Below are 26,178 nucleotides of genomic sequence, written 5' to 3'. Positions count from 1 at the left end.
CACATCGATTGTTCTAAGGAAAGTGGGATGACCTGTCAGATCTGACAGGTTACAGCAACCAGTACCGCTGATAGCTTGAACGCAATCGATGTAATTTCTGTCACGGCGGACACATCCATGGCCACAGAACAGCAGGGCACCCTCGAAATCAACGCACCGGCCCTTCCCAAGGGTGGTGGCGCAATCCAGAGCATCGGCAAGGGCTGGGGCGCTGTCGGCACCAGCGGTGCGGCATCGCTGGAGTTGCCGCTGCCGATCAGCAAAGCCCCCAACCGTGACATGGTCCCGGCCTTGGGCCTGGGCTACAGCAGCGATGTCGGCAACAGCCCGTTCGGCATCGGCTGGCGCCTGACCACCAACGCCATCACCCTGCGCACCACCAAGGGCGTGCCGAAATACGACGGCAATGATCTGGTGATGGGGCCTGGTGGTGATGTGTGGATGCCCGAGAAGAGTGACGACGGCCAGGTCATTTTCAGAGAAGTGTCGGAGTACAACGCCGTCAAAAACCTCGGCAAGCACCGCGTCGTGCGTTACTGGCCGCGGGTTGAAGGTGGGTTTGATCTGATTGAGCACTGGAGCAAAGTCGACGACGTGGACAACCCCGCCGGCTTCTGGTTGATCCATGGCGCCGACGGCAGCCTGCACTGCTACGGCAAAACCCAGGCCTCGCGCCGGGCCAATCCCAATGACAAAAGCCATGTCGGGGTCTGGTTGATCGACGAAAGCCTCAACTTGCGCGGCGAACACGTGGTGTACGAATACAAGGCTGAAACCGACGCGCCGGCCGCTCCGCAATTTCGCGATTACCGTGCCCAGCGCTACCTGCACAAGGTTTTGTACGGCAATGCCCAGGCATCCGCCGACTTGTACTCCTGGAGTGCCAATGGCTGGAAAGATGTGCAATGGCATTTCCACTTGCTGTTCGACTATGGCGAACGCAGCGCCGACCTGACGCAAGTACCGCCCTACCAGCCCGCCGGTGAATGGCAGGTCCGCAGCGACCCGTTCTGGAACTACGCCTACGGCTTCGAATTGGGTAACCGGCGACTGTGCCGGCAGGTGCTGATGTTTCATCAATTTACCGATGAGCTGGGGACCGAACCGGTGCTGGTCCAGCGCCTGCTGCTCGAACACCGTCAGAGCCCCTTGGGCTACAACCATCTGACGGCCGCTCACATTCAGGCGTATGACAACCTGGGGCAGATGGAAAGTCGCCCGCCCATGGAGTTCTTCTACAACCGCTTCGAAGCCGATCCGGCGCATCAAGGCTGGGCAGCGTTTGCCCCGATGCCCGGCCTGAATGACGGTCAGCGTTACCAGTTGGTGGATTTGTACGGCGAGGGAATGCCAGGGGTGCTGTTCAGCAGTGACAAGGCCTGGTACTACCGCGAACCGTTGCGCGCCGCCACCGGTGGCAACGACGTGAGTTATGGCGACTGGGAGGCATTGCCCGGCATTCCCGTGGCCGATAGCAGCAAACCGATTCGCCAGTCCCTGAGTGACCTGACTGGCGATGGCAAGCTCGACTGGGTAATCGCCCGTCCCGGTCTGTCCGGGTTCTTCACCCTCAATCCCGACCGCTCTTGGTCGAACTTCGTGGCCTACGATGCGTTCCCCACGGAGTTTTTTCATCCGATGGCGCAACTGGCGGATCTGGTCGGTGACGGTCTGACTGATCTGGCACTGATCGGCCCCCGCAGCGTGCGACTGTATTCAAGCCGTCGTGAAATCGGGTTCAGCCAAGGTGCCGACGTTCCTCACGATGACGACTCTCTGCCGCTGTTGAGCAATGCCCAGACTGAACTGGTGGCGTTCAGCGACCCACTGGGCAGCGGTGCGCAGCACTTGATCCGCATCCGCCACAACGAAGTCAAATGCTGGCCGAACCTGGGTCATGGCAAATTCGGCAAAGGCTTTGTGCTTTGCGCCTTGCCCTTCGACTACGCCGAATTCGATGCTTCGCGGGTGCGACTGGCGGACCTGGACGGCTCCGGTGCCGCTGATCTGATCTACCTCGAGTCCGACCATTTCCGGGTGTTCATGAACCATGGCGGCAATGGCTTCAATCAGGTGTCAGTCGATATGCCTTGGCCCGAGGGTGTGCGTTACGACCGCCTCTGCCAGGTGAGCATCGCCGATCTGCAAGGGCTTGGCTGCTCCAGTCTGATCCTGACCGTTGCGCATATGGAACCCCGGCACTGGCGTTACGATTTCGTCAGTGCCAAGCCGTATCTGGTGAATGCCAGCCACAACAATATGGGCACCGTGACGGGTGTGAGTTACCGCAGTTCGGCCCAGGAATGGCTGGACGAAAAGGCCGAGCTGATTGCGGCGGGCAAGGCGCCGGTGTCGCACCTGCCGTTCGCCATGCATCTGGTCAGCCAGCAAACCCAACTCGATGAAATTACCGGCAATCGCCTGACCCAGAGTTTCAGCTACCGCCAAGGTTTTTACGACAGCGTCGAGCGTGAATTCCGTGGTTTCGGCCTGCTGCTGCAAACCGATACCGAAGCCTCAGTCGCCGAACGCGCGAACCCGGGTTTTACTGCGCCAATCCTCAGCAAGACCTGGTTCCATACCGGACGTGCCGTTGACATGGGCGACGACGGGTATTACCGCGGTGATCCGCACGCAGTGTCGCTGAAGGCAACATCGCTGCACGAGTATCACCTCAACGATGCGGCGGGTCGCCTGATCGATCCCGATGAAGACCTCGCCCGCGAAATGGCCCGCGCACTCAGTGGCTCAGTGCTGCACACGGAAGTCTTCGCCGCCGACGATGATCCCGCAACAGCGGTGCCCTACACCGTACAGGAGAACCGCTTTCTGGTGCGTGAACTCCGGCCCAAGGGCAACCATCATCCTTACGCCGTACTGCAACCGCTGGCGCTGGAAAGCATCGCCTACCAGTACGAACCGCAAGTGGCCGATGACCCGCTGATTCAACACACGATCAATCTGGACTGGGACAAATTCGGCGGCCTGACCCACGGTTTTGTCGTGCACTACGCCCGGCGTAAAACAGACAAGGACACCCCGCCCTTCGCCGTCGCTACACACGGTGACGAAAGCGATGAAGACTACGAAAACAGGTGGTGGCTGGACGCCCATGACAAAGCTCAACAGTGCTGGTATCTGACCCAGGCCAAGGCCGAGTACCACCATCTGGAAGACTTTGATGGCTGGCGTCTGGGCCTGCCTTATCGTCAGCGCGGCAATGCGCTGGTTCTGGAAAAAAACGAACTCAAGCCCGTCGACATCAACCACGAAAAATTCCTTGGCTGGAGCGCGGATAGTGGGGCCTGGTCAGCCAGAGCGGTGCTGACCGGTTTGTCATTGCAGCGCTATCAGGATCCGGACACGGGCAATTTGCTGGACCCGGACAAACTGATCTTCAACGCCCTGCCCGACTACGTGGAAACCGCCGAGCTGGATGCCACCGCCCTGAGCGCCTATGACAAGCTCAAGGACGAAAACGGCAATATGCCGTTCAACCTCAAGGAGAAACTCGAATCACCTGAGGTTGGCTACCACATCATGGATCTGTTCTTGCCTGTGCCTGAAGCAAGTCCACCCGCCAACTCCAATGAAGCCAAGGACTACCTGTGGTCAGTACGCAAAAGCTTCCCCACCTATCACAGCCTCACAGGTTTTTATAACGTCGAAAAATTCCAGCAGACCAAAAGCCATGGCATCACCAGCGTCGCCTATGACGACCACTGGTGCCTGACCACGGACGTCACGCTGCCGGACGGTTGCACCACGCGCATCCTCGACATCGACTACCGTTCGTTTCTGCCTGCCGGTATCGAGGACCCTAATCGCAATACCCAGGAGGCGCGCTACAACGCGTTCGGCGAAGTGCTGGTAACCAGTTTCTACGGTACCGAACTGGGGGTCGAGGTTGGTTTCGACCCTCTCAGCGGCTACGAGCCACCCGAGGATCGCACGCCGGCCGGGGCTATCGCCGACAAGCACAAGGCCATTGGCAACTTTGCCACGGCCACATTTTCCGCACCGTTCAGCTGGATGGGCGAAGTTCCCCGGACTGCCCCCGCCCCTTGGCTGGACTGGGCCCGCGCCAAAGGTTTTGTATTACCCGACGGCCACCTCTGCAGCCGCGCCCGCGTACATCTTGAGGGCTTGCAAAACCCTTCAGCGAATGAGCAAACACTTCAGCAATACGTCGACGAAGCTCATAGGGAACCCGTGCACGTCGTCACCTTGCAGGCCGACCGCTACCCCGGCGATCCAGAGCTGCAAATCCGCGCGGCCATCGCCTGCTGGGATGGTTTCGGGCGTGCGCTGCAAGCCAAACAGGAAGTGGAACCCGGTATGGCCTGGGTGGTGAACGACAAAGGAGAGCTTGACCTCAACGAAGACGGCCGTCCCAAGGAAGAACAGGCGGCCCGGCGCTGGCGAGTCAGCGAACGGGTCGAGTACAACAATAAAGGCGAGACGGTGCGTATCTATCGGCCGTACTTCGCCAGCGCGTACCGTTACATCAATGATGCGGCGATCCGTGAATCCGGTTATCACGACCAGCAGTTCTACGACGCGGCCGGTCGGCCGACCAACACCGTGCTGGCGAAAAAAATGCTGCAGGGCAACCCGCCGCAAGAAAAACCGCTGCGCCGCGAACAGCGCTATCGCACCTGGTACACCATCGCGTTCGATGAGAACGACTTGTTTGACCCGCCACCCGTACAACGGCGGTCCAACTGGACAATCCATTGAACTCAAACATCCATCGCCGTACGCCAGCACTGGCTGCAACAGACGGTCGTGGCATGGCGGTACGGCAAGTCGCCTATCTTCGCGCAGTGGTGTCTGACAAACCCGTTGCGCGAATTTCTACTCAGCAAAATGATGTCGCCGGAAGGTTAGTGGCTCAGCGCGATCCACGGTTTTCTTCAGCAGCAACCCGATCAAACCAGACAACGCTTTTCAGCCTGTCGGGCGCGGCGCTGTTGACTGACAGCGTCGATGCGGGATGGCGTCTGAGCCTGACGGGGGAAACCGGACAAGTGCTTGAGCAATGGGATGGCCGAGGCAGTCATTGGCAGAACGAGTACGACGACCTGCGCCGGCCCATCGCTCTCCATGAATACGCCTTGGGCGCGGGCTTACGCACCGTCGAACGCCTGACGTATGCCGACAATTCGGCTGAGTTCGCCGAGCGCAACCAGTGCGGGAGTTTGATCCGCCATGACGATTCGTCCGGTACGGTTTGGTTTCGACAGGTCGCCCTGAATGGCGGGCTGGTCTGCCAGACCCGGCGTTTCCTGCCGGATCAGGCCGGAGTGTCCGCCAATTGGCCAGCGAACGAGGTGGATCGCGACCTGTTGCTGCAACCGGGCGAAGGCTATACCAGCGAATCCAGGTACGGTCCGTCAGGCGAAGTGTTAGAGCAGATTGATGCTGGCGGTCATTTACAACAATTCAAATTTGACCGCGCCGGGCAACTGCAACGTATCGACCTGACGCTCAAGGGCAAGGCATTACAGCCGTTACTCAGAGCTGCCGACTACAACGCCGCAGGACAATTGCTCACTCAGATTGCCGGCAACAACGTCACCAACGTTGCCAGCTACCAGCCTGAAAACGGACGACTGGAATGCCTGACCGCGACCACCTCGACACGCCGGCGCTTGCAGGAAATGAGTTACGAGTACGACCCGGTTGGCAACATCCTCCGGCTGGTGGATCACACACAGGCGGACAGCTATTTCGACAATCAGCGCGTGGCTGCCGAGAATGCCTATACCTACGACAGCCTCTATCAACTGACCAGCGCCAAGGGGCGTGAAACGGCGGGTGCGGGCCAGAACCCGGGATTACCGGAGCTGAACATCCCCAGCCCCATCGACCCCACCCGATTGCTCAACTACAGCGAATATTACGAGTACGACGCTGGTGGCAACCGGACATTGTTGCGCCATGAGAGTGATAAAAATCCGTTCAGTCGCCAAATGTACGTCGATCCCCAGAGCAACCGCGCCTTGTCATGGAATGAGGGTGTGGCCGTTCCCGACTTCAGCCGTCACTTCGATGCAAACGGCAACTTGCAATACCTGGCGTCAAGCACCCAACCGATGACCTGGGATGCGCGCAATCAGTTGCAAAGCGTCATCAATGTCCAGCGCCCGAGTGGGATTAGTGACGGCGAATGGTATCGCTACAACGCTGCCGGAGAGCGGGCCGTCAAGTTCAGCACCCGACAGGCCCGCACTGTGACCCATCAAGATGTTGTGCACTATCTCCCGGGCCTGGAAGTGCGCACCGCCGACGACGGCGAAGAGCTTCAGGTTATTCACGTTCAACTGGCCCATGGCAGCGTGCGGTGCCTGCATTGGGTCAAAGGGCCACCGGACGGTATCGATAACGGTCAACTGCGCTACAGCATCGATGATCACCTGGGCTCCAGTTGCCTGGAGCTGGATCAACAGGCCGCCGCCATCAGTCACGAGGGTTATTACCCCAACGGGGGCACGGCATGGTGGGCTGCCCGCTCGAAGGTCGATGCCGATTACAAGACCATTCGGTATTCGGGCAAGGAGCGGGATGCCAGTGGGCTTTATTACTATGGCGCCCGGTATTACGCGGGGTGGCTGGGGCGGTGGATAAATCCGGATCCGGCGGGGAATATAGATGGGCTTAATCTCTACAGGATGACTGGAAACAACCCTATTTCTTACATAGACCTTTTTGGAAACGTCAGAACAGCGATTAATAAAGACATTCATCTTATATGGGTAGGGGAAGATGCAAACAAACTGAAACCTCTTACTGACAACATCAATAACACCGCTACGCAAGCAGATGGGTACAAGGTACATCTCTACCTGGATTCAGCCAAGGAAGACAATTTCTCAAACATAGTAGAAGAACTGAAAATTCACGATTTCATCCCTCTGAGAGGCAGCGAACTTTTCAACGACTTCCAAAACAGTCAAACAGCTACTATTTACAACGATTTCAGGTCCGGATCTCCTCTCAATTTTGCCCATGCGGTAGATGTCTTGCGGATGTTTATCGTGGAGAAAAAAGGGGGAATTTACTCTGATGTCGATGACTACTACTTTCACGACGATACAGATATGCACCTTAGATTGGGCGACCGATCAATCGGCGCAGAGCCAGACGAGCTGCGCACTTTGCCACCCGTTTCTGTACCTTGGGAAGCGGCATCAACACACCCGGGCGTATATATAAATAACAGTTCGTTTGCTGCGCACCCGGGAAACACGGTATTAAAAGAAATCTCTAAAGAAATGGTCGCGCGTTACAATAAAATTTTTGACTTAAAGCAATACAACGATGATAACGACTTCATCGGAGAGGGCATCCTTCATCAAGAACCAGTCGGCCGCTTCAAGATCATGTCATCCATGGTCGGCCCCGGATTACTGACAGACGTCTACAAGCGAATCGACAATGAAATCGGCCCAGCAATTGAAAACATCGTCGCCAGTTTTTCTGGCAAAGAATTCGACCAACATACAATTGAAAAAACAAACAGAAAACTCGCATTGGGGCGATTCATCCGAAGTGGGGACCTTGCGTCTTGGAGAAGACCATTGTGAACCGTCTTCAATGAAAGAATGGGGTGTACAGGTCTGAATGCCGGGTAGGACCAGTCAAAGGATGAATAGATTCCCATCACCCGGCACATGTTATGGTGCCCACCCTGACTCCAGCCTTCCCATAGCATGCTCCCGACCTCCCGAACCCTGCGCCTGGCGCTCTACACCCTGCTGATCATCGCCGGTGCCGCCATCGCCGCCACCCTGGCCATGCGCCACGCCGTGCGCCAGTCAATGGTCGAAGACGCCGCACGAGCCAATCAGCAACTGGCGCTCTATGCCACATCCCTACATACCCTGATCGAACGTTACCGTGCCCTGCCCGCCGTGCTGGCGCTGGACCCGGAGCTGCGCTCGGCGCTCAAGGGGCCGGTGAGCCCCGGGCAGCAGGATGCGCTGAACCGCAAACTGGAAAAGATCAACGGCGCCGCCGACTCCTCGACCCTGGAATTGCTCGACCGCAATGGCCTGGCCATCGCCGCCAGCAACTGGCGCCTGCCCAGCAGTTACGTCGGCCATAACTACGCTTTCCGTCCCTACTTCAGCCAGACCCGCACCCAGGGCACCGGGCGCTTCTACGCCGTGGGCGTGACCAGCGGTATTCCCGGCTACTTCCTCTCCAGCGCAGTCAGCGGTGACGACAACCAGTTCCTCGGCGCCATGGTGGTGAAACTGGAGTTTCCCGAACTGGAACGCGAGTGGCGTCAGGGCAGCGACACGCTGTTGGTCAGCGACGCGCGCGGGATCATCTTCATCGCCAACCAGCCGGGCTGGCGCTATCGCCTGCTCAAGCCGCTCGGCGACAGCGATCATGCCGAACTCAAGGCCACCCGCCAGTACGACAAACAGCCCCTGACCCCGCTGGTGTTTCAGTCGTTGCGGCGCTTCGACGACAACAGCGACCTGGCTCGGGTCGATGGCCCGGACGGCAAGGCGGATTACCTGTGGGAATCCCTGCCGCTGAGTGCCGAGGGCTGGACCCTGCACCTGCTGCGGCGCCCGCAGGTCGCCTTCGAAGACAGCCGCAATGCCGCGCTCGCCGCAGCCGGGTTGTGGCTGACCCTGGTGTTCCTGCTGCTGTTTCTCAACCAGCGCTGGCGCCTGGCGAAAATGCGCCAGCGCAGCCGCGAAGAACTCGAACAGCTTGTACAAGAGCGTACCCGTGACCTGCGCACCGCCCAGGAAGGCCTGGTGCAATCGGCCAAACTCGCGGCGCTGGGGCAGATGTCCGCCGCCCTGGCCCATGAGATCAACCAGCCGCTCACCGCCCAGCGCATGCAGTTGGCGACCTTGCGCCTGCTGCTCGACCACGGCCGGGTCGACGACGCCTACAAGGCGCTCAAACCGGTGGATGAAATGCTCACGCGCATGGCCGCCCTCACCGGCCACCTGAAAACCTTCGCCCGCAAAAGCCCCAGCGGTTTGCGCGAACGCCTGGACCTGGCAGCGGTGGTCGACCAGTCGCTGCAACTGCTCGACACCCGGCTGCGCGACGAACAGGTCAGCACAGTGCTGCACCTGACGCGCCCGGCCTGGGTGCGTGGCGATGCGATTCGCCTGGAACAGGTGCTGATCAACCTGCTGCGCAACGCCCTCGATGCGATGCAGGATAAACCCTGCAAACGCCTGGAAATCCGCCTCGAGGCCGACGAACAATTGTGGCGCCTGAGCGTCATCGACAACGGTGGTGGTATTGCCGAGGAAAATCTGTCGAAAGTCTTCGATCCGTTCTTCACCACCAAACCGGTGGGCGAAGGACTGGGGATCGGGCTGGCCGTGTCCTTTGCCATCGTTCACGAATCCGGCGGGCGCCTGAGTGCCGGCAATCATGACAAAGGTGCCGTGTTTACCCTGACCTTGCCCATCGACCAGGAGGTGCATGAACCATGCTGAACTCAGTGATGGTGGTCGACGACGAAAGCAGCATCCGCAGTGCCGTCGAGCAATGGTTGAGCCTGTCGGGTTTCGAGGTGCAGCTGTTCAGCCGCGCCGACGAGTGCCTGGCGCAGTTGCCGAAGCATTTTGCCGGGGTGATTCTCAGCGATGTGCGCATGCCCGGCATGACCGGGCTGGAACTGCTGGCGGAAGTACAACGCCGGGATGCCGATTTGCCGGTGATCCTGCTGACCGGCCACGGCGATGTGCCAATGGCGGTCGAGGCCATGCGCGACGGGGCCTACGATTTCCTCGAAAAACCCTTCAGCCCGGAAACCCTGCTCGGCAGCCTGCGTCGCGCCCTCGACAAGCGCCGGCTGGTCCTGGAAAACCGCGCACTGCACGAACAGGCCGATAACCGCGCCAAACTCGATGCCACGCTGCTCGGGGTGTCCCGTGGCCTGCAAACCCTGCGTCGACAGGTGCTGGACCTGGCAGCCCTGCCGGTCAACGTGCTGATTCGCGGAGAAACCGGTAGTGGCAAGGAACTGGTTGCGCGTTGCTTGCATGACTTCGGGCCGCGAGCCGACAAGCCCTTTGTCGCGCTCAATTGCGCGGCCATCCCCGAGCAACTGTTCGAGGCCGAACTGTTCGGTCACGAGAGCGGTGCGTTTACCGGCGCCCAGGGCAAGCGCATCGGCAAACTCGAATACGCCGACGGCGGCACGCTGTTTCTCGATGAAATCGAAAGCATGCCCTTGGCCCAGCAGGTGAAATTGCTGCGGGTGTTGCAAGAGCAAAAACTTGAGCGACTGGGTTCGAACCAGAGCATCCGCGTGGATTTGCGCATCATCGCCGCGACCAAACCGGACCTGCTCGACGAGGCTCGGGCCGGACGTTTTCGTGAAGACCTGGCCTATCGTCTGAACGTAGCCGAGTTGCGTTTGCCACCGTTGCGCGACCGGCGCGAGGACATCCCGTTGCTTTACGAGTCGTTTGCCCGCATTGCTGCCGAACGCCTGGGCCGGACCTTGGCGCCGTTGAGCGGTCCGCAGTTGAGCCATCTATTGAGCCACGACTGGCCAGGCAATGTGCGCGAACTGGCGAACGTTGCCGAGCGTCAGGTTTTGGGGCTCGGTGAGCCGGAGCCCTTGGGTATCGAGCCCGGCCAGTCACTGGCGGCGCAGCAGGAAGCGTTCGAAGCGCAATGCCTGCGTGCCGCATTGACCCGGCACAAGGGCGATGTGAAAGCGGTGCTCGAAGAACTGCAACTGCCGCGCCGGACCTTCAATGAAAAGATGCAGCGGCATGGGTTGAGCCGGGAGATGTTCCTGCAAGAGAGCTGAGTTTTTTGCGGTGCCTGTTCTGGCCTCTTCGCGAGCAAGCCCGCTCCCACAATGATCGGCGTACACAGACCCACTGTGGGAGCGGGCTTGCTCGCGAAGAGGCCGGCAAAGGCAATACAAATACCCCCCTGGTAAGCAAATTTCCGCTCATCACCTGCCACAAATAAGCGGATTTCCGCTCAAAAAACCTCCTTCCCCCCTCTAAACCGGCCCTCTCCCCTTTGGCACAGCTCCTGCTATATCCCTCGCAGGCTGCGTTTAAACGCGCTCCACAAAAACAATTAAACGAAGGATCCTTCAATGGATAACTCCAACTCCCTGCCGCTTGGGTCGGCTGCCGTGCCGGCCAAAGAAAGAACCACGTCCAGCCGCATCAAATCGATCTTCAGCGGCTCCGTTGGCAACATGGTCGAGTGGTACGACTGGTACGTCTACGCCGCTTTCTCCCTGTACTTCGCCAAGACCTTCTTCCCCAAAGGCGACACCACCGCCCAACTGCTCAACACCGCCGCGATCTTCGCCGTGGGCTTCCTGATGCGCCCGATCGGCGGCTGGCTGATGGGTCTGTATGCCGACAAGGTCGGGCGCAAAAAGGCCCTGATGGCCTCGGTGTACCTGATGTGCTTCGGTTCGCTGCTGATCGCCCTGAGCCCGAGTTATGAAGTCATCGGCATCGGTGCGCCGATCCTGCTGGTGTTCGCGCGTTTGCTGCAAGGCCTGTCGGTCGGTGGCGAATACGGCACCTCGGCCACGTACCTCAGCGAGATGGCGACCAAGGAACGTCGCGGCTTCTACTCCAGCTTCCAGTACGTGACCCTGATCTCCGGCCAGCTCATCGCGCTGGCGGTACTGATCGTGCTGCAACAATTGCTGACCACCGAAGAGCTCTACGCCTGGGGCTGGCGCATCCCGTTCGCCATCGGCGCACTGTGTGCAGTGGTGGCGTTGTACCTGCGTCGCGGCATGGAAGAGACCGAGTCCTTCACCAAGAAAGAAAAAGCCAAGGAAAGCGCGATGCGCACCTTGATGCGTCACCCCAAGGAACTGATGACCGTAGTCGGCCTGACCATGGGCGGCACCCTGGCGTTCTACACCTACACCACCTACATGCAGAAATACCTGGTGAACACCGTCGGCATGAGCATTTCCGACTCCACCACCATTTCCGCCGCCACGCTGTTCCTGTTCATGTGCCTGCAACCGGTCATCGGCGGGCTGTCGGACAAAATCGGTCGCCGGCCGATCCTGATTGCCTTTGGCATTCTGGGTACGCTGTTCACCGTGCCGATCCTGACCACCCTGCACACCATCCAGACCTGGTGGGGCGCGTTCTTCCTGATCATGGCGGCGCTGATCATCGTCAGCGGCTACACCTCGATCAACGCCGTGGTGAAAGCCGAACTGTTCCCGACCGAAATCCGCGCCCTGGGCGTTGGCCTGCCGTACGCACTGACCGTCTCGATCTTCGGCGGCACCGCTGAATACATCGCGCTGTGGTTCAAGAGCATCGGCATGGAGACGGGTTACTACTGGTACGTCACGGCGTGTATTGCCGTGTCGTTGCTGGTGTACGTCACCATGAAAGACACCCGCAAGCATTCGCGGATTGTGACGGACTGACCGTCAGCCGGCGCTCACTGCAACGGTGAGCGCCAAGGCCCTTCGCGAGCGACCTCGCGAAGGGCACCATTCATCTCCCCCGCCAGCAAGATAATCAACGGTTAATTCACCGGCCGCACCCTGCAGCCGAGTGCATCCAAAACAACAGGACGCACGTATATCCGTTACAGGCCTCGAAAGAGCGTCTGAACGTACCCATTGCGAACGTACCTGGAGTACCCGTCATGAAAACCCGACTGATCCTTGCCCTGACCCTTTCCGTGCTGGCTGCCAATGCCTTTGCAGCTGACGGTTACGACAAAACCGGATCGGCCTCCTACGGCGCCGGTACCAGCGCCGCCATCGAACACGCCCATTCGGGCACCTATGCCTCCGATGGTTTCGATAAAACCGGTAGCGCGGACGCTATCGCTGCCGACGGCTTCGACAAAACCGGTAGCGCAGAAGCTATCGGCTGATCGTGGAGGGAAGTTCACAGCCCGGCTTCGGCCGGGCTTAGTCTTTTTGGGGGTAATACAATTCTTCCGGCAGACCACAAAACCTGTGGGAGCGGGCTTGCTCGCGAAGACGGCGGCACATCCAACATCAATGTGACTGGCACACCGCTTTCGCGAGCAAGCCCGCTCCCACATTTAACCTCATCATTTCAAGTACTGAATCCGACTGGAAATCTGCGCCGCGTGCTTGCACCATGAGCGTCACCCGCAAGTTCCGGAATTCACTCCATGCCCAACGACATCCACTTCTACGAACCCGCCAACGGCCACGGCCTGCCCCACGATCCGTTCAACGCCATCGTCGGCCCACGCCCCATTGGCTGGATCTCTTCACAGGATGCCGAGGGCCGCTTGAACCTGGCGCCCTACAGTTTCTTCAACGCCTTCAACTACATCCCGCCGATCATTGGTTTTTCCAGCGTCGGGCGCAAAGACAGCCTGAACAACATCGAGCAAACCGGCGAGTTCGCCTGGAACCTGGCCACGCGGCCATTGGCGGAACAGATGAACCAGAGCAGCGCCATGGTCGTGCCTGAGGTCAACGAATTCGAACTGGCCGGGCTGACGACCGTGGCCTCGAAGGTCATTCAGGTGCCACGGGTGGCCGAGAGCCCGGTGTCCTTCGAGTGCAAGGTCACGCAGATCATTCAGTTGCAACGGGCGGACGGCAATGTGGTGCCGACATGGCTGATCCTCGGCGAAGTGGTCGCCGTGCATATCGCCAAATGGCTATTAAAGGATGGGGTATACGACACCGCCGCGGCAGAACCGATTCTGCGCGGCGGCGGGCCGGCGGATTATTTCCAGCTGGGGCCTGAGGCCTTGTTCAAGATGTACCGCCCGGGGCGGTGAAGTCATTACCAGAGCAGGTCGGTGTCTTCTTTGACGTCCTTGAGATGGAGCAGCTCTTTGGCGGCGGCCAGATCGGCATCATGGGCGGTTTTAAAGACCTGGCCTTCCAGCACTTTGTGAAAACGCGGGGCGCCGGAACCATCCAGCGCTTTGACGGCGATAGCGGCGTGGTAACCACCCTCGCCCGGTACTACAGCGGAAACAGCTTCGAAGTGATCAAAGGCTTTACGTGCCATGTCGCGAATCCTGGCTGGTTGAGAATGCTGTCATTAAACCCTCAACCGGCCAGTTTGTGTACTGCTGCCCCGGACTGACCGAGGGCCTGCGCCGCCGACACATCCTTGAAGGTGTGGAAGTCCAGGCTGTTGACCACCAGTTCCTGCACCAGCTCGGCAAAAATCTCCATCGCCGGCGTGCTGAAGTACGCGGTCATGGCCTGTTGATCGCTCCAGAAACCGGACACCAGCCACAGCTCGGGATCGCACTGCGAATGCTGCAAGGCAAAGCTCAGGCAGCCCGGTGCTGCGCGAGACGGTTCGATCAGGGCGCTGAGGCGCACACCGAGTTCCGCCGAGCGCCCGGCGCGCGCTCGAACGAAGGCCATATGACTGACGGGGATCTGCTTGGACATGTTCAACCCTCCCGGGGAGTCGCGTGGCAGCCAGGGACGGGCTGCGACAGGATCCAAGGTTAAGGGCCGCGACGCCTGTCTCGTTAGTCGATTCCTGCCAGCGTGTTGCACAATCCTGCGAAACTGCATGGACAGCCTGTAACAAGCGGTAAAACCTGTCACGGTTCTGTCATACGAGTTTCAAGCAAGTTTTTCAGGCTCAAGGCTCTAGTGGCAACGCCACCGGTCGACCCCAGGCAGAATCAGGCAAGCATCTGGCAGGATGTGTCTACCGCTGCCACTTGCACAAACTTATGCTCTGTCCATTCCCTCCATGCCTTGCCGAGGATGCCGCGCATGTCGTCGCTCGATCACTTTCAAGCCCCGCTGGACACCGACATGGAAAAGCAGCGCGCGGAACTGGCGGCGATCATCCGCCGTAACACCGCCGAAGATGGCAGTTATGCCACGGCCATCGGCTCGCTGTTCATGTCGCGCCACAGCCAGTCCCATGAGTTCGCCCCCGGGCTGGCGCAACCGGCGCTGTGCATCATGGCCCAGGGCCGCAAGGAAGTTCGGCTGGCCGATGAATACTTCAATTACGACCCGTTGAACTACCTGGTGGTCTCGGTCTCGATGCCGCTGAGTGGACGGGTGGTGGACGTCTCGGCCGAGGAACCGATCCTGGCCTTGCGCCTGGACATCGACCCGGCGGAAATCACCGCACTGATCGCCGACGCCGGCCCCCTCGGCGTGCCCACCCGGCCGACCGGGCGCGGGCTGTATGTCGAGCGGCTCGACACCGCCATGCTCGACGCCGTGTTGCGCCTGGCACGCTTGCTGGACACGCCGAAAGACATCGCCATGCTGGCGCCGCTGATTCGCCGGGAGATCCTCTATCGACTGCTGCGCAGCAAGCAAGGGCATCGGTTGTACGAAATCGCCATCACCAACAGTCAGAGCCATCGCATCAGCCAGGCGATCAAATGGCTCAACGGCAATTTTGAACAGCCGTTGCGCATCGATGATTTGGCCAAAGAGGTGAACCTGAGCGTGTCGACGCTGCATCACCGCTTCAAGGCGATGACGGCGATGAGTCCGTTGCAGTATCAGAAGCAGTTGCGCCTGCAGGAAGCGCGGCGCTTGATGCTGGCCGAAGGCCTGGAGGCTTCGGCGGCGGGGTATCGCGTCGGCTATGAAAGCCCCTCGCAGTTCAGCCGTGAGTACAGCCGGTTGTTCGGGGCGCCGCCGTTGCGGGATCTGGCGCGGTTGCGCTTGTCAGTCTGATCCGGAATTTTCGGTGCAGCTACTGACGCCTTCGCGAGCAAGCCCGCTCCCACATTTGATTTGTGGCGTTCACAAATCCAGTGTGGGAGCGGGCTTGCTCGCGAAGAGGCCAGCTAAGGCACTACAAGTCCTGGATCAGGCCCCAAGTACCCGGCAAGCCTCCACCGGCAAGGTCACCGACACCGGATGCCCAACGCTCAGGCCAAAGCCCTGGCACGGCGTGCTCAGCGCGGTAAACGACACTCCGGAACATTCGACCGTGGTCTCGATGGTTGCGCCGATATCGCGCACGAACGTCACCTTGCCCAGCAAACGGTTGCCCGCGGTCGCCTGAGGTGCGGACAGTTGCAGGTCTTCCGGACGAATCAGCATCTTCACTTTTTCACCGACCACAATGCTGCTGCAGATCGGCACTTGCAGCGCATCGCCGCCCGGCAGGCTGACCTTGCCGTTACCCAGCGCCGTGGCCGGGAAGATGTTGCCCGAGCCGATGAAGTCCGCGACGAACTCGTTGGCCGGGTGCCGGTAGATTTCAATCGGCGTGCCCACCTGCTGCACTTTGTGCTCACCCAGCACAACCACGATATCAGCCATGGTCATGGCCTCGCGCTGGTCGTGGGTCACCATGATGGTGGTGATGTTCAGGCGTTGTTGCAGTTGACGAATCTCCACCTGCATCGATTCACGCAGCTTGGCATCCAGCGCCGACAGCGGTTCATCCAGCAGAAGGATTTTCGGGTGATTGGCAATCGCCCGGGCAATCGCCACACGCTGGCGTTGCCCGCCGGACAGCTTGGCCACCGGACGATCAATCATTTGCTGCAACTGAATCAGCTCCAGCAACTCCACCACCCGCGCCTGCTGATCAGCCTTGCTGACCCCGCGCAACTTCAACGGATAGGCGATGTTCTCGCCCACGGTCATGTGCGGGAACAGCGCCAGGGACTGGAACACCATGCCGAAGTTGCGCAGGTGGGCCGGAGTGTTGCCGATGTCTTCGCCGTCCAGTCGGATCTCGCCGCCGGTCAGGGTTTCAAGGCCGGCAATCATGCGTAGCAAGGTGGTTTTGCCACAGCCCGAAGGACCGAGGAAACACACCAGTTTGCCCTCGGGCAAATGCAGGTTCACATCGGTTACCGCGCAGGCCGAGCCGTAATGTTTCTCGACGTTTTCCAGAATCAGACCAGTCATGTGAATTACCTCAAGAAATCAGAACGAAACGCCACCTTCACCAACCAGCTTCTCCAGCGCCCAGATCAGGACGAAGTCGATCAGCACGATCAGCACGGCAAACGAAAATACGGTTGGGTCGAGCGAAGACACGGTGCGGCTGTACATCCAGATCGGCACGGTCATCACATCGATGGTGTAGAGGAAATAGGTCACGGTGAATTCGTTGAACGAGACAATGAACGCCAGCAGCATGCCCGCCAGGATCCCCGACTTCATCAACGGCACCACCACATCGACAATCGCCCGCAGCGGTGAGGCACCGAGCATTTGCGCAGCCTCCTCGACTTCGCTGCCGATGGAGAGCATCGCCGCCGTGCAGTTCTTCACCACGAACGGCAACGCGAGGATCACGTGGGCAATCACCAGGCGCGAGGTGGTCATCTGGAACGGCAGGCTGTCGAACACCAGCAGCAACGCCAGTCCTAATACCACCATCGGGAACACCAGTGGCAACGACATCAATTGCAGGGCCACGGCCTTGCCACGGAACTCGCAACGGGTCAGCGCGTAGGCTGCCGGCACGGCGATGATGGTCGCGAAGACCATGGTCAGGCAGGACACCATCAGGCTGGTGGTCATGGCTTTGCCCAGGCTCAGCACATCGCTGGCGTCCGGCGACACAAAGGTGTGCCAGGCGGCCTTGTACCATTGCAGGCTGTAGCTGCTCGGCGGGAAGTCGAGGTTCGACGCGCCGCTGAATGACATGACGATCATGGTCAGGATCGGCAATACCGCCAGCAGCAGAATGAAGCCCGAAAGGATGCCGGCAAACTTGCCGGTCTCGCCGGGCAACAGCCCATAACGCTTCTTGGTCAGGGTGCTCATTGGGAAGCCTCCAGCATGCGCCGACGACGGCCAGTGATGTATTCGGACAAGGTCATGATCGCGAGCGTGGTGACGATCAGCACCACACCGGCGGCGGACGCGGCGGGCCAGTTCATCAGCGGGGCGATCTGGTCATGCACCATCACCGCCAGCATCGGCACGCGCCGGCCTCCGAGCAGCAACGGCACCACGAAACTGCTGGCGTTGTAGGCGAACACCAGGGTCGCACCGGTGATGATTCCCGGCAGACTCATCGGCAAGACCACCTGGCGGAACACCTGGAAACGACTCGCGCCCAGGGTGGCGGCAGCTTCTTCGTAACTGCGGGCGACGCCGCGCATGGCGCTGGCAATCGGCAACACGGCCAGCGGGAAGGCGGTTTGCACCAGGCCCATCAACACGCCGTTCTGGTTGTACAGCAGCATGATCGGACGTTTGATCAGGCCCAGGCCCATCAGGGTCTGGTTGAGCATGCCACCGGGGCCGAGGATCACCAGCCAGCCGTAGCTTTGCAGCAGCAGGTTGACCAGCAACGGCAGCAACACCGCCGCGAGGAAGATCCGTCGCACGAACGGCGAAGTCAGGCGCGACATGGTGTAGGCCACCGGGATCGCCAGAATCACTGCGATCACTGCGCTGATCAGCGCCAGGCGCAGGGTCAGCATCAGGGATTTGAGGTAATAGGGTTCCAGCAACTGGGCGTAACTGGCCAGGCTGAACCCGGACCATTCCGCGCCTTTGGTGCCCACGCTCATGCGCAGCACCAGCAGGCTGGCGGCAATCAGTACGCCAAGAAAAAGCATCGACGGCGAGAGAAAAAGCCAGGCGCGCGTCGTCGGCGAAACACCCCGATCAGCGCGCACGGGGGCGGCACTCAACGGATGAGTCAGAGGTTGGTGTTCCATAGCAAGGGTCTCGTCAATGGAAAGCAGCTGACAAACACAAGACCTGAAAGCGCAGCGTTTCTAATGTGGGAGCGGGCTTGCTCGCGAAGAGGCCGTGTCAGCCGACATCAATGTTGAATGTCACACCGCATTCGCGAGCAAGCCCGCTCCCACATTTGATTTGTGGTGCTTCAAGGGCTTGCGAGCGTCACTCGATCAGGAAGAAAAGATTTCCGTGTAACGACGAATCCATTGGTCATGCACGGTCGCCAGGAAGGCGTTGTCGTGCATGATCGCCTTCTCGGCAATCTGCTCCGGCGTGAGGATGTACGGGCTCTTGCGCGCTTCGGCGGAGATGATCGCCTTGGCGTTGACCGGGCCGTTGTAGATGTCTTCAGCCATCTTGCCCTGCACCAGCGGGTCCAGAGAGTGGTTGATGAAGGCGTAGGCCATGTCGGTATCGCCCGGACGATTCTTCGGCATCACCGACAGCATCAGGTCGGTGTAGAAACCTTCCTTCATGCCGAAGGTGGCGCCCAGACCGTAGTTCGGATCGCGGATCTGTTTGGGGAAGAACGCGGGTGCGTACAGGCCGCCCATGTCCAGGGAACCGGTGCGGAACAGCTCGGCGATCTGGTTCGGGTTTTCACCCAGGGTCACCACACGATCTTTCAGCTCGGCGAGTTTCTTGAAGCCAGGCTCAATGTTGTGCTCGTCACCACCGGCCAGTTTGGCGGCGATGATGATCAGGTCCATGGCCTCGGTCCAGTTCGGCGGCGGCAGGAAGATGTTCGGGGCCAGCTCCGGGTCCCACAGGGCCGCATAGCTGTCCGGCGCTTGTTTCTGGGTGCGGGTGCTGTAGACCAGGCTGTTGCACCACAGCAGGTAACCGATGCCGTGGCCGTTGGCGCCGGTGCGGTATTTCTCCGGTACATCGACGAGGTTGGGAATGCGGTTGAGGTCGGGTTTTTCCAGCAGGTTGGCGGCGGCCAGACCTTCGGCGCCAACGCCTGCCAGGGTGATGATGTCGTACTGCGGACGATCACCGCCGGCCTTGAGTTTGGCGACCATTTCCGAGGTACTGCCGGTGCGGTCAGCGATGACCTTGCAGCCGTACTTGTCTTCGAAAGTCGCGGCGATGTTGCGCAGTGCAGCCAGGCCGGTGTCGTCGGACCAGGTCAGCAAACGCAGGGTCTTGCCGGCAAAACGTGTGTCGCTGGCATTGGCCTTGATGAACGGCATGCTCATGGCTGCCGCTGCAACCGAGGCTACGCCCACGGTCTTGATAAATTGACGTCTGTTCAGATCATGCTCGCCCATTACGGACTCCCTTTGTTTTTGTAGGTATGAGGCAGGTCGAAACTGTTGCATCCGCGCGACCGGACCAGCGTTAGCCCCTCTATTTTCGGGGGCTTGGCTGAACCAGCAAGTTCATCCTGAGGTCGTGTAAAACACCTGACTATCGATAAAAACTCATTGAAGCCATGACGCCAGCGCATGCCTCATGTAGGAGCGAGCTTGCTCGCGATGGGTGCACGGGCGCCGCGTACATTCAGGCGCCCCACGTCATCGTTGACGTCCATCGCGAGCAAGCTCGCTCCTACAGTAATTGGCGTCACACAGCCCGAATCACGTGTTTGATTTCCTGGAAAGCCTGCAAGCCCCACGGCCCCAATTCGCGGCCGATGCTGCTCTGCTTGTAGCCGCCCCAGGCGGTCTGCGGGAAGATCACCTGCGGTGCGTTGATCCACACAAGCCCCGCCTGCAAAGCGTTGGCGACGCGGTCGGCGGTCTCGGCATTGCGCGTCACCACACTGGCGACCAGACCGAACTGGCTGTCGTTGGCCAGGGCAATCGCTTCGGCTTCCGAGGCAAAACTGCGCACGCAGATCACCGGGCCGAAAATCTCTTCACACCACAACGCACTGTCGAGGGGCACTTCGGTGAAAACCGTCGGCTGCAAAAAATATCCGCGTGGCAGATCGGCCGGGCGATTGCCACCGCAAACCAGCTTGGCGCCGGCGCTCAAACCGCGATCGATGTGACCGAGCACGCGCTGGTATTGCGCCTGATTGACCAGCGCGCCCATTTCAACGTTCGGGTCGAACGGGTCGGCCACACGAATGGCTTCGGCACGGGCCTTCACCCGGCTCAGGAATTCATCGGCCAGCTCATCGGCCACCAGCACGCGGCTGGTGGCGGAACACATCTGCCCGGCGTTGAAGAAACCACCGCCGCAGGCCACTTCCACCGCCAGGTCGAGATCGGCATCGGCCAGTACCAGCAGCGATGATTTACCGCCCAGTTCCAGGCTCACGCCTTTGACGGTTTCCGCCGCCCGCTGCATGACCTGCACGCCAACGGCGTTGCTGCCGGTGAAGGAAATTTTCGCGATCCGCGGATCCGCCGACAATGGCGCGCCAACGGCCAGGCCGGTGCCACACACAAGGTTGAACACGCCCGCCGGCAAACCGGCTTCAGCAATGATCGTTGCCAGTTCCAGCTCTGGCAGCGGCGTGACTTCCGAAGGCTTGAGCACCACGCAGCAACCGGCGGCCAGGGCCGGTGCGAGCTTCCACGCGGTGGTGACCATCGGGAAGTTCCACGGCACGATCAAGCCGACTACACCGCAAGGTTCGCGGCGCAGGCGAGCGCTGAAATCATCGGTTGGCAGTTCGATGGAGCTGTCCTGCTTCGCGTCCAGCCCTTCGGCCAGACCGGCGTAATACTCGAACGTGGCGATCACGTCATCGACGTCGATCGCCGCTTCGAATTGCGGCTTGCCGTTATTGCTCGACTGCAAGTGCATCAATTTTTCACGCTTGGCCTGCACGCCCACGGCGATTTTGCGCAGGATGGCAGCGCGTTCGGCGCCCGTGGTTTTCGACCAGTCGGCGAACGCCTGGGTCGCCGCGCTCACGGCTTGGGCAACAGCGCGCTCATCGCCGCCATTCACCGTGGTCAACAGGGCTTCGGTGGCCGGATTGATCACGCGCAGGTGTTCGTTACCGGCCGACCATTGGCCGTTGATGTACAGGCCATCCAGAGTCGTAGGGAGCATCATTGCGACACCGCCTGCATCCACTTGGCCTGGTCGATTTCAATCAGGGTCGGGCCCTGGCGATCGGTGGCCATACGCAATGCACCACGCAGTTGCTCGACACTGCTGATCGCTTCGGCCGCACAACCCAAGGCCTTGGCCACACCAATGAAATCCGGGGTGTAGATGTCCACGCCGACCGGCTCGATGGCGCGGTTGACCATGTATTTCTTAATCTCTTCGTAGCCTTGGTTATTCCACAGCAGCACGATCACCGGGGTACGCGCTTCGACGGCACTGGCCAGTTCCGGCAGGGTGAATTGCAGGCCACCGTCGCCGATCAGGCACACCACCGGCGGGCGGGCACCGTTTGCAGCGCTGCCGCCGAGCCAGGCGCCAATCGCGGCCGGCAAGGCGTAACCGAGGGTGCCGTAACCGGTGGACGAGTTGAACCAGCGACGCGGGCGCTCAGGGTTGAACGTCAGGTTGCCGGTGTACACCGGCTGGGTCGAGTCGCCGACGAACACTGCGTCCGGCAGTTCGTGCAGCACGGTTTCGAGGAAACGGGTCTGGGCCAGGGTCGGTGCGTCCCAGGTGGCGGCCAGGTCTTCACGCAGGCGAGCGGCGCGTACCTGGCCCCAATCGTTGCGGCGTTCGGCCAGGGATTTGTGCGACAAGGCGCTGAGCAAAGCCTGGGCGGCGTTGCGCGAGTCGGCCACCAGCGCCACGTGCGGCGGGTAGTTGCGCACGGTCTGGTCCGGGTCGATGTCCACGCGCAGCAGTTGCCCAGGAATCTCGAAGCCACCGGCGAAGGTCACGTCGTAGTCGGTCTCGGCCAGTTCGGTGCCGATGGCCAGGACCACGTCGGCCTCGGCGACCAGCGCACGGGTGGCGACCAGGCTCTGGGTCGAACCGATCAGCAGCGGGTGGCCGGAGGCGAGCATGCCCTTGGCATTGATGGTCAGGGCGACCGGCGCGTCCAGCAGCTCGGCCAGCTCAGTCAGCTCGGCCGCCGCGTCGATGGCACCGCCACCGGCGAGAATCAGCGGACGCTTGGCGTTGGCCAGCAATTCGGTCATGCGCGACACGGCGCTCGGCGAAGCACCGGCGCGGTCAATATTGACCGGCAGGCTGGAGAGCAAGTCGTCGGCTTCTTCAACCAACACATCCAGTGGAATTTCGATGTGCACCGGGCGCGGACGGCCAGCCTGGAACAGCGCAAAGGCGCGGGCCAATACACCCGGCAATTCCGACGCCGACATCAGGGTGTGGGAGAACGCCGCCACACCGGCACACAGTGCGCCCTGGTTCGGCAGCTCATGCAGCTTGCCGCGACCGCCGCCCAACTGGCTGCGCGATTGCACGCTGGAGATCACCAGCATCGGGATCGAATCGGCGTAGGCCTGGCCCATGGCGGTGGTGATGTTGGTCATGCCAGGGCCGGTGATGATGAAGCACACACCCGGTTTGCCGCTGGTGCGGGCGTAGCCGTCGGCCATGAAGCCGGCGCCCTGCTCATGGCGCGGCGTGACGTGGTTGATGCTCGAACGGGCCAGCCCGCGATACAGTTCCACGGTATGAACCCCCGGAATGCCGAACACCTGCTCGACTCCGTAGTTTTCGAGTAACTTGACCAATACTTCGCCGCACGTCGCCATGTCTTTGCCCTTTTTGTTCGTTTGAGACGCCGGGGCTGCGCTGTGTTTATGATGGATTCGCAGGCCCGGGAATGGCCTCATTGGAACGGGCGACACGTAGCCGCAACAATGGATAAAAAGTCATACTAGCCATGTCCTCACGTCATACCTTGGATCCCAATGAAACGACTGCCTCCCCTGCCGGCGCTGCACACTTTTCTGATTACCGCGCAGTGCTGCAATTTCACCCGGGCCGCCGAACAGCTGCACATCACCCAGGGCGCGGTGAGTCGGCAGATCGCCGGGCTGGAAGACCATCTGGGTTATGAGTTGTTCATCCGCCAGGCCCGAGGCCTGGACCTGACAGCCGAGGGACGGGAATGGCTGCCACGGGTCCAGCAGATTTTCGGCCTGATCGACGAAGCGGTTGAGCAGATCGGCGAAAAGCGCGAAACCCTGCAGCTCAAGGCACCGACCTGCGTCATGCGCTGGCTGCTGCCGCGTCTGTTGCAATGGCAAAAGGAACGCCCGGACGTGCCGGTGGAACTGACCACCACGGTCAAGCACGGCGTGGATTTTCATCTCGAGCAGTTCGATGCGGCGGTGATGTACGGCGCACCGCCGGACAATTCATTGATGTCGCAAAAACTCTTCGACGAACAACTCACGCCGGTGTGTTCCAGACCGATGCTCGAAGGCCCCATGCCCTTGCAGATACCGGCCGATCTGCAACAACACCTGTTGCTGCACCCGACCCGCGACGAACGGGACTGGAAGGCCTGGCTGAAAGCCGCGGATGTGCATTTGACCAATGTCGGCAAGGGCCAGCATTTCGAAACACTGGACCTGGCGATGTCGATGGCGTCCCAAGGAACGGGTGTGGCGATTGGCGATTGGTCGCTGATCGGCGATGACCTGAATGCCGGGCGGCTGGTCATGCCATTCGAATTGAAGGTGACAACGGGACTGGCGTATTACCTGGTATTCCCCGAAAAACCCGGGCCTTCGCCGAAGTTGCGCGAGTTGATGGGCTGGTTGGTGGAGCAGGCGCAGAGCCGCTGAAAAGCTTCGCGAGCAAGCCCGCTCCCACAGTAGCTCTCTTGTGAACACAGTATTTGTGTACGACGTTGATCACCTGTGGGAGCGGGCTTGCTCGCGAATGGTTTAAGCCACGCCATCAATACCCGACTGTAAAGCGCTGCCGCGAATGCTTCGGCGCTTCCACTTCGTCGAGCAGCGCAATCGCATAATCGGCAAACGTAATCCAGCTGCGCCCTTCACTGCTCACCAGCAAATCATCCTGACCGGTGCGGAATTTTCCGCTGCGCTCGCCTTCGACAAATTCGGCCGACGGCGACAGGAAGGTCCAGTCCAGTTCCTTTTCCTGATGCAGGCTCCCCAGGAACTCGGCACCGGCGCTGGCTTCGGCTTTGTACGCTTGCGGAAATCCTTTGCTGTCGATCACCCGCGTACCATCGGGCAACAACAGCGAACCGGCACCACCCACTACCAGCAGACGTTTTACCCCGGCCTCTTTCACCGGCCCGACGACAGCGCTGGCCGGTAGCGTGGCGAAATGCGCCGCGCTGATCACCACGTCATGCCCCTTGACGGCTGCTTGCAATGCAGCGGCATCGAGGGCGTCGACGTTCTTGCTGACCACACCGGCACGCTGGCCAATTTTCGCCGTGTCGCGGGCAATGGCGGTAACGTTGTGACCACGACGCAGGGCTTCTTCCAGTATTTGGCTACCGGCACGACCGGTGGCACCGATGATTGCGATTTTGCTCATGACGTTCTCCAGTGGATGACAAATTTGAAAAGCAGCGCAGCCTTTTGTGGCGAGGGAGCTTGCTCCCGCTCGGCTGCGAAGCAGTCGTAAATCCGGTTCATGCGATGTAGCTGAAAAATGCAGGGGAGCGCTTCGCACTCCAGCGGGAGCAAGCTCCCTCGCCACAGGAATTCTCATTAACCCTTAAATTCATTCACCCCACTTCATCTCGCCCTTGGCGACTTTGGCGCTCAGCTCCAGGGAGCTTTCGTCACCCACGGTCGGGAAACGCTTTTTCATCGCGGCGATCAGCGCGGAAGAATCCTTGGCCTTGGCGGTTTCTTCGTCGAAAGCCTTGATGTAATCGGCTGTGAACTGCACCGCGGCGAGGGCATGGTTGCCGTCGCCAAGGTAATGGCCCGGCACCACGGTCTGCGGTTTCAGGGTTTCAATGGAATGCAGCGTAGTCAGCCAATCGGCATGGGACTTCGACGTTTGCGTGTCAGCCATCCAGACGTGGATGTTTTGCGCCACCACGACACCGCCGACCACCGCCTTGATCGACGGAATCCACACAAAGCTGCGATCCGGCTGCGGCCCCTCAAGACCGAGCACCTGCAACTTCTGCCCTTCGAGCATCAGGCTGTCGCCCTTGAGCACGTCCGGCACGATGGTTTTGGCCGGTACATCGGCGCCCATTTTCGGGCCCCAGAACGCCAGTTTGCCGTCGACGGTTTGCTTGATGTGGTCAACCGTCGGCTGCGAAGCGAGGACCCTGGCCTTGGGGAACGCGGCCGTCAGGGTATCGAGGCCGAAGTAGTAATCCGGATCGCCGTGGCTGATGTAGATGGTGGTCAGCTGCTTGCCGCTGGCGCGGATTTTTTCCACCACCTGTTCGGCCTGGGACTTGCCGAATTGCGCATCTACCAGGATCGCTTCTTTTTCGCCGCTGACCAGCACCGAGGTCACCGGGAAGATGGCTTTTTCGCCGGGGTTGTAGACATCCAGCGTCAAGGTCGAGGCGGTTGCATGGGCGGCGAAACCGAGGGCGGCGCTTGCCAGTAATACGCGCTTGAGGGTGGTGAAACCGATCATCTGTTGCTCCGTTGTCC

19 protein-coding genes are annotated in these 26,178 nt (G+C 60.3%); 9 read left to right on the top strand and 10 right to left on the bottom strand.

What is annotated here, in order from left to right; translation table 11 throughout:
* Positions 1–117 precede the first annotated feature (117 nt).
* The 7 genes from PMI28_RS16510 to PMI28_RS16540 all read left to right on the top strand — a co-directional run bounded on the left by PMI28_RS16510 (position 118) and on the right by PMI28_RS16540 (position 13,779).
* On the top strand, positions 118–4,740 hold the full coding sequence (locus PMI28_RS16510) for a SpvB/TcaC N-terminal domain-containing protein (RefSeq protein ID WP_007986120.1): 4,623 nt from the start codon (positions 118–120) through the stop codon (positions 4,738–4,740).
* The gene (locus PMI28_RS16515) at positions 4,737–7,589 is read left to right on the top strand and encodes an RHS repeat-associated core domain-containing protein (RefSeq protein ID WP_033063272.1); all 2,853 of its coding nucleotides are present in this window, start codon (positions 4,737–4,739) and stop codon (positions 7,587–7,589) included. Before PMI28_RS16510 ends, PMI28_RS16515 begins: the two co-directional genes overlap by 4 nt.
* A gap of 126 nt (positions 7,590–7,715) precedes the next feature.
* Complete coding sequence (locus tag PMI28_RS16520) at positions 7,716–9,482, top strand: ATP-binding protein (protein ID WP_007986118.1); 1,767 nt, start codon at positions 7,716–7,718, stop codon at positions 9,480–9,482.
* Positions 9,476–10,810 (top strand): sigma-54-dependent transcriptional regulator, encoded by a 1,335-nt coding sequence (locus PMI28_RS16525; RefSeq protein WP_007986117.1) that lies wholly within the window; start codon positions 9,476–9,478, stop codon positions 10,808–10,810. Before PMI28_RS16520 ends, PMI28_RS16525 begins: the two co-directional genes overlap by 7 nt.
* 300 nt (positions 10,811–11,110) lie before the next feature.
* Positions 11,111–12,430 (top strand): MFS transporter, encoded by a 1,320-nt coding sequence (locus PMI28_RS16530; RefSeq protein ID WP_007986116.1) that lies wholly within the window; start codon positions 11,111–11,113, stop codon positions 12,428–12,430.
* A 224-nt stretch (positions 12,431–12,654) separates the two neighbouring features.
* Entirely contained in the window at positions 12,655–12,888 is a 234-nt protein-coding gene (locus tag PMI28_RS16535) for a hypothetical protein (protein WP_007986115.1), read from the top strand.
* 267 nt (positions 12,889–13,155) lie between these two features.
* Positions 13,156–13,779, top strand: a complete 624-nt coding sequence (locus PMI28_RS16540) for a flavin reductase family protein (protein ID WP_007986114.1) — start codon at positions 13,156–13,158, stop codon at positions 13,777–13,779.
* Between the two features lie 5 nt (positions 13,780–13,784).
* Here PMI28_RS16540 and PMI28_RS16545 read toward each other — a convergent pair whose 3' ends face one another.
* The gene (locus PMI28_RS16545) at positions 13,785–14,015 is read right to left on the bottom strand and encodes a hypothetical protein (protein ID WP_007986112.1); all 231 of its coding nucleotides are present in this window, start codon (positions 14,013–14,015) and stop codon (positions 13,785–13,787) included.
* Between the two features lie 41 nt (positions 14,016–14,056).
* Positions 14,057–14,410 (bottom strand): putative quinol monooxygenase, encoded by a 354-nt coding sequence (locus PMI28_RS16550; RefSeq protein WP_007986110.1) that lies wholly within the window; start codon positions 14,408–14,410, stop codon positions 14,057–14,059.
* A gap of 336 nt (positions 14,411–14,746) precedes the next feature.
* Here PMI28_RS16550 and PMI28_RS16555 point away from each other — a divergent pair, with 336 nt between their 5' ends.
* Positions 14,747–15,676: an AraC family transcriptional regulator gene (locus tag PMI28_RS16555; RefSeq protein WP_007986108.1), complete on the top strand. Its 930-nt coding sequence runs from the start codon at positions 14,747–14,749 to the stop codon at positions 15,674–15,676.
* 135 nt (positions 15,677–15,811) lie between these two features.
* Here PMI28_RS16555 and PMI28_RS16560 read toward each other — a convergent pair whose 3' ends face one another.
* The 6 genes from PMI28_RS16560 to PMI28_RS16585 form a co-directional block, all read right to left on the bottom strand.
* The gene (locus PMI28_RS16560) at positions 15,812–16,867 is read right to left on the bottom strand and encodes an ABC transporter ATP-binding protein (RefSeq protein ID WP_007986106.1); all 1,056 of its coding nucleotides are present in this window, start codon (positions 16,865–16,867) and stop codon (positions 15,812–15,814) included.
* A gap of 18 nt (positions 16,868–16,885) precedes the next feature.
* Entirely contained in the window at positions 16,886–17,734 is an 849-nt protein-coding gene (locus tag PMI28_RS16565; RefSeq protein ID WP_007986104.1) for an ABC transporter permease, read from the bottom strand.
* A complete protein-coding gene (locus PMI28_RS16570; RefSeq protein WP_007986102.1) occupies positions 17,731–18,639 on the bottom strand; it encodes an ABC transporter permease in 909 nt (302 codons plus the stop codon). The genes PMI28_RS16565 and PMI28_RS16570 overlap by 4 nt, the downstream gene beginning before the upstream one ends.
* Positions 18,640–18,834: 195 nt before the next feature.
* A complete protein-coding gene (locus PMI28_RS16575) occupies positions 18,835–19,938 on the bottom strand; it encodes an ABC transporter substrate-binding protein (protein WP_007986100.1) in 1,104 nt (367 codons plus the stop codon).
* 295 nt (positions 19,939–20,233) lie between these two features.
* Complete coding sequence (locus PMI28_RS16580) at positions 20,234–21,682, bottom strand: aldehyde dehydrogenase family protein (protein WP_007986097.1); 1,449 nt, start codon at positions 21,680–21,682, stop codon at positions 20,234–20,236.
* Complete coding sequence (locus PMI28_RS16585) at positions 21,679–23,316, bottom strand: 5-guanidino-2-oxopentanoate decarboxylase (RefSeq protein WP_007986094.1); 1,638 nt, start codon at positions 23,314–23,316, stop codon at positions 21,679–21,681. Before PMI28_RS16585 ends, PMI28_RS16580 begins: the two co-directional genes overlap by 4 nt.
* A gap of 159 nt (positions 23,317–23,475) precedes the next feature.
* Here PMI28_RS16585 and PMI28_RS16590 point away from each other — a divergent pair, with 159 nt between their 5' ends.
* Positions 23,476–24,357 (top strand): LysR substrate-binding domain-containing protein, encoded by an 882-nt coding sequence (locus PMI28_RS16590; protein ID WP_007986091.1) that lies wholly within the window; start codon positions 23,476–23,478, stop codon positions 24,355–24,357.
* Positions 24,358–24,472: 115 nt separating this feature from the next.
* On the opposite strand, the gene PMI28_RS16595 is transcribed toward PMI28_RS16590, so the two are convergent.
* Entirely contained in the window at positions 24,473–25,087 is a 615-nt protein-coding gene (locus PMI28_RS16595; RefSeq protein WP_007986089.1) for an NAD(P)-dependent oxidoreductase, read from the bottom strand.
* 189 nt (positions 25,088–25,276) lie between these two features.
* Positions 25,277–26,161, bottom strand: a complete 885-nt coding sequence (locus PMI28_RS16600; protein WP_007986087.1) for an MBL fold metallo-hydrolase — start codon at positions 26,159–26,161, stop codon at positions 25,277–25,279.
* Between the last annotated feature and the right edge of the window lie 17 nt (positions 26,162–26,178).

This window comes from Pseudomonas sp. GM48, from assembly GCF_000282335.1.
Lineage (GTDB): Bacteria > Pseudomonadota > Gammaproteobacteria > Pseudomonadales > Pseudomonadaceae > Aquipseudomonas.
This window is presented reverse-complemented; position numbering and strand designations above follow the sequence as displayed.

Bases quoted from the DNA above. Each gene is read 5' to 3' on its own strand.
- PMI28_RS16520 (WP_007986118.1), top strand. From the start codon at position 7,716: ATGCTCCCGACCTCCCGAACCCTGCGCCTGGCGCTCTACACCCTGCTG.
- PMI28_RS16565 (WP_007986104.1), bottom strand. From the start codon at position 17,734: ATGAGCACCCTGACCAAGAAGCGTTATGGGCTGTTGCCCGGCGAGACC.
- PMI28_RS16570 (WP_007986102.1), bottom strand. From the start codon at position 18,639: ATGGAACACCAACCTCTGACTCATCCGTTGAGTGCCGCCCCCGTGCGC.
- PMI28_RS16575 (WP_007986100.1), bottom strand. From the start codon at position 19,938: ATGGGCGAGCATGATCTGAACAGACGTCAATTTATCAAGACCGTGGGC.
- PMI28_RS16590 (WP_007986091.1), top strand. From the start codon at position 23,476: ATGAAACGACTGCCTCCCCTGCCGGCGCTGCACACTTTTCTGATTACC.
- PMI28_RS16530 (WP_007986116.1), top strand. From the start codon at position 11,111: ATGGATAACTCCAACTCCCTGCCGCTTGGGTCGGCTGCCGTGCCGGCC.
- PMI28_RS16600 (WP_007986087.1), bottom strand. From the start codon at position 26,161: ATGATCGGTTTCACCACCCTCAAGCGCGTATTACTGGCAAGCGCCGCC.
- PMI28_RS16510 (WP_007986120.1), top strand. From the start codon at position 118: ATGGCCACAGAACAGCAGGGCACCCTCGAAATCAACGCACCGGCCCTT.
- PMI28_RS16540 (WP_007986114.1), top strand. From the start codon at position 13,156: ATGCCCAACGACATCCACTTCTACGAACCCGCCAACGGCCACGGCCTG.
- PMI28_RS16585 (WP_007986094.1), bottom strand. From the start codon at position 23,316: ATGGCGACGTGCGGCGAAGTATTGGTCAAGTTACTCGAAAACTACGGA.
- PMI28_RS16555 (WP_007986108.1), top strand. From the start codon at position 14,747: ATGTCGTCGCTCGATCACTTTCAAGCCCCGCTGGACACCGACATGGAA.
- PMI28_RS16580 (WP_007986097.1), bottom strand. From the start codon at position 21,682: ATGATGCTCCCTACGACTCTGGATGGCCTGTACATCAACGGCCAATGG.
- PMI28_RS16545 (WP_007986112.1), bottom strand. From the start codon at position 14,015: ATGGCACGTAAAGCCTTTGATCACTTCGAAGCTGTTTCCGCTGTAGTA.
- PMI28_RS16595 (WP_007986089.1), bottom strand. From the start codon at position 25,087: ATGAGCAAAATCGCAATCATCGGTGCCACCGGTCGTGCCGGTAGCCAA.
- PMI28_RS16535 (WP_007986115.1), top strand. From the start codon at position 12,655: ATGAAAACCCGACTGATCCTTGCCCTGACCCTTTCCGTGCTGGCTGCC.
- PMI28_RS16550 (WP_007986110.1), bottom strand. From the start codon at position 14,410: ATGTCCAAGCAGATCCCCGTCAGTCATATGGCCTTCGTTCGAGCGCGC.
- PMI28_RS16525 (WP_007986117.1), top strand. From the start codon at position 9,476: ATGCTGAACTCAGTGATGGTGGTCGACGACGAAAGCAGCATCCGCAGT.
- PMI28_RS16560 (WP_007986106.1), bottom strand. From the start codon at position 16,867: ATGACTGGTCTGATTCTGGAAAACGTCGAGAAACATTACGGCTCGGCC.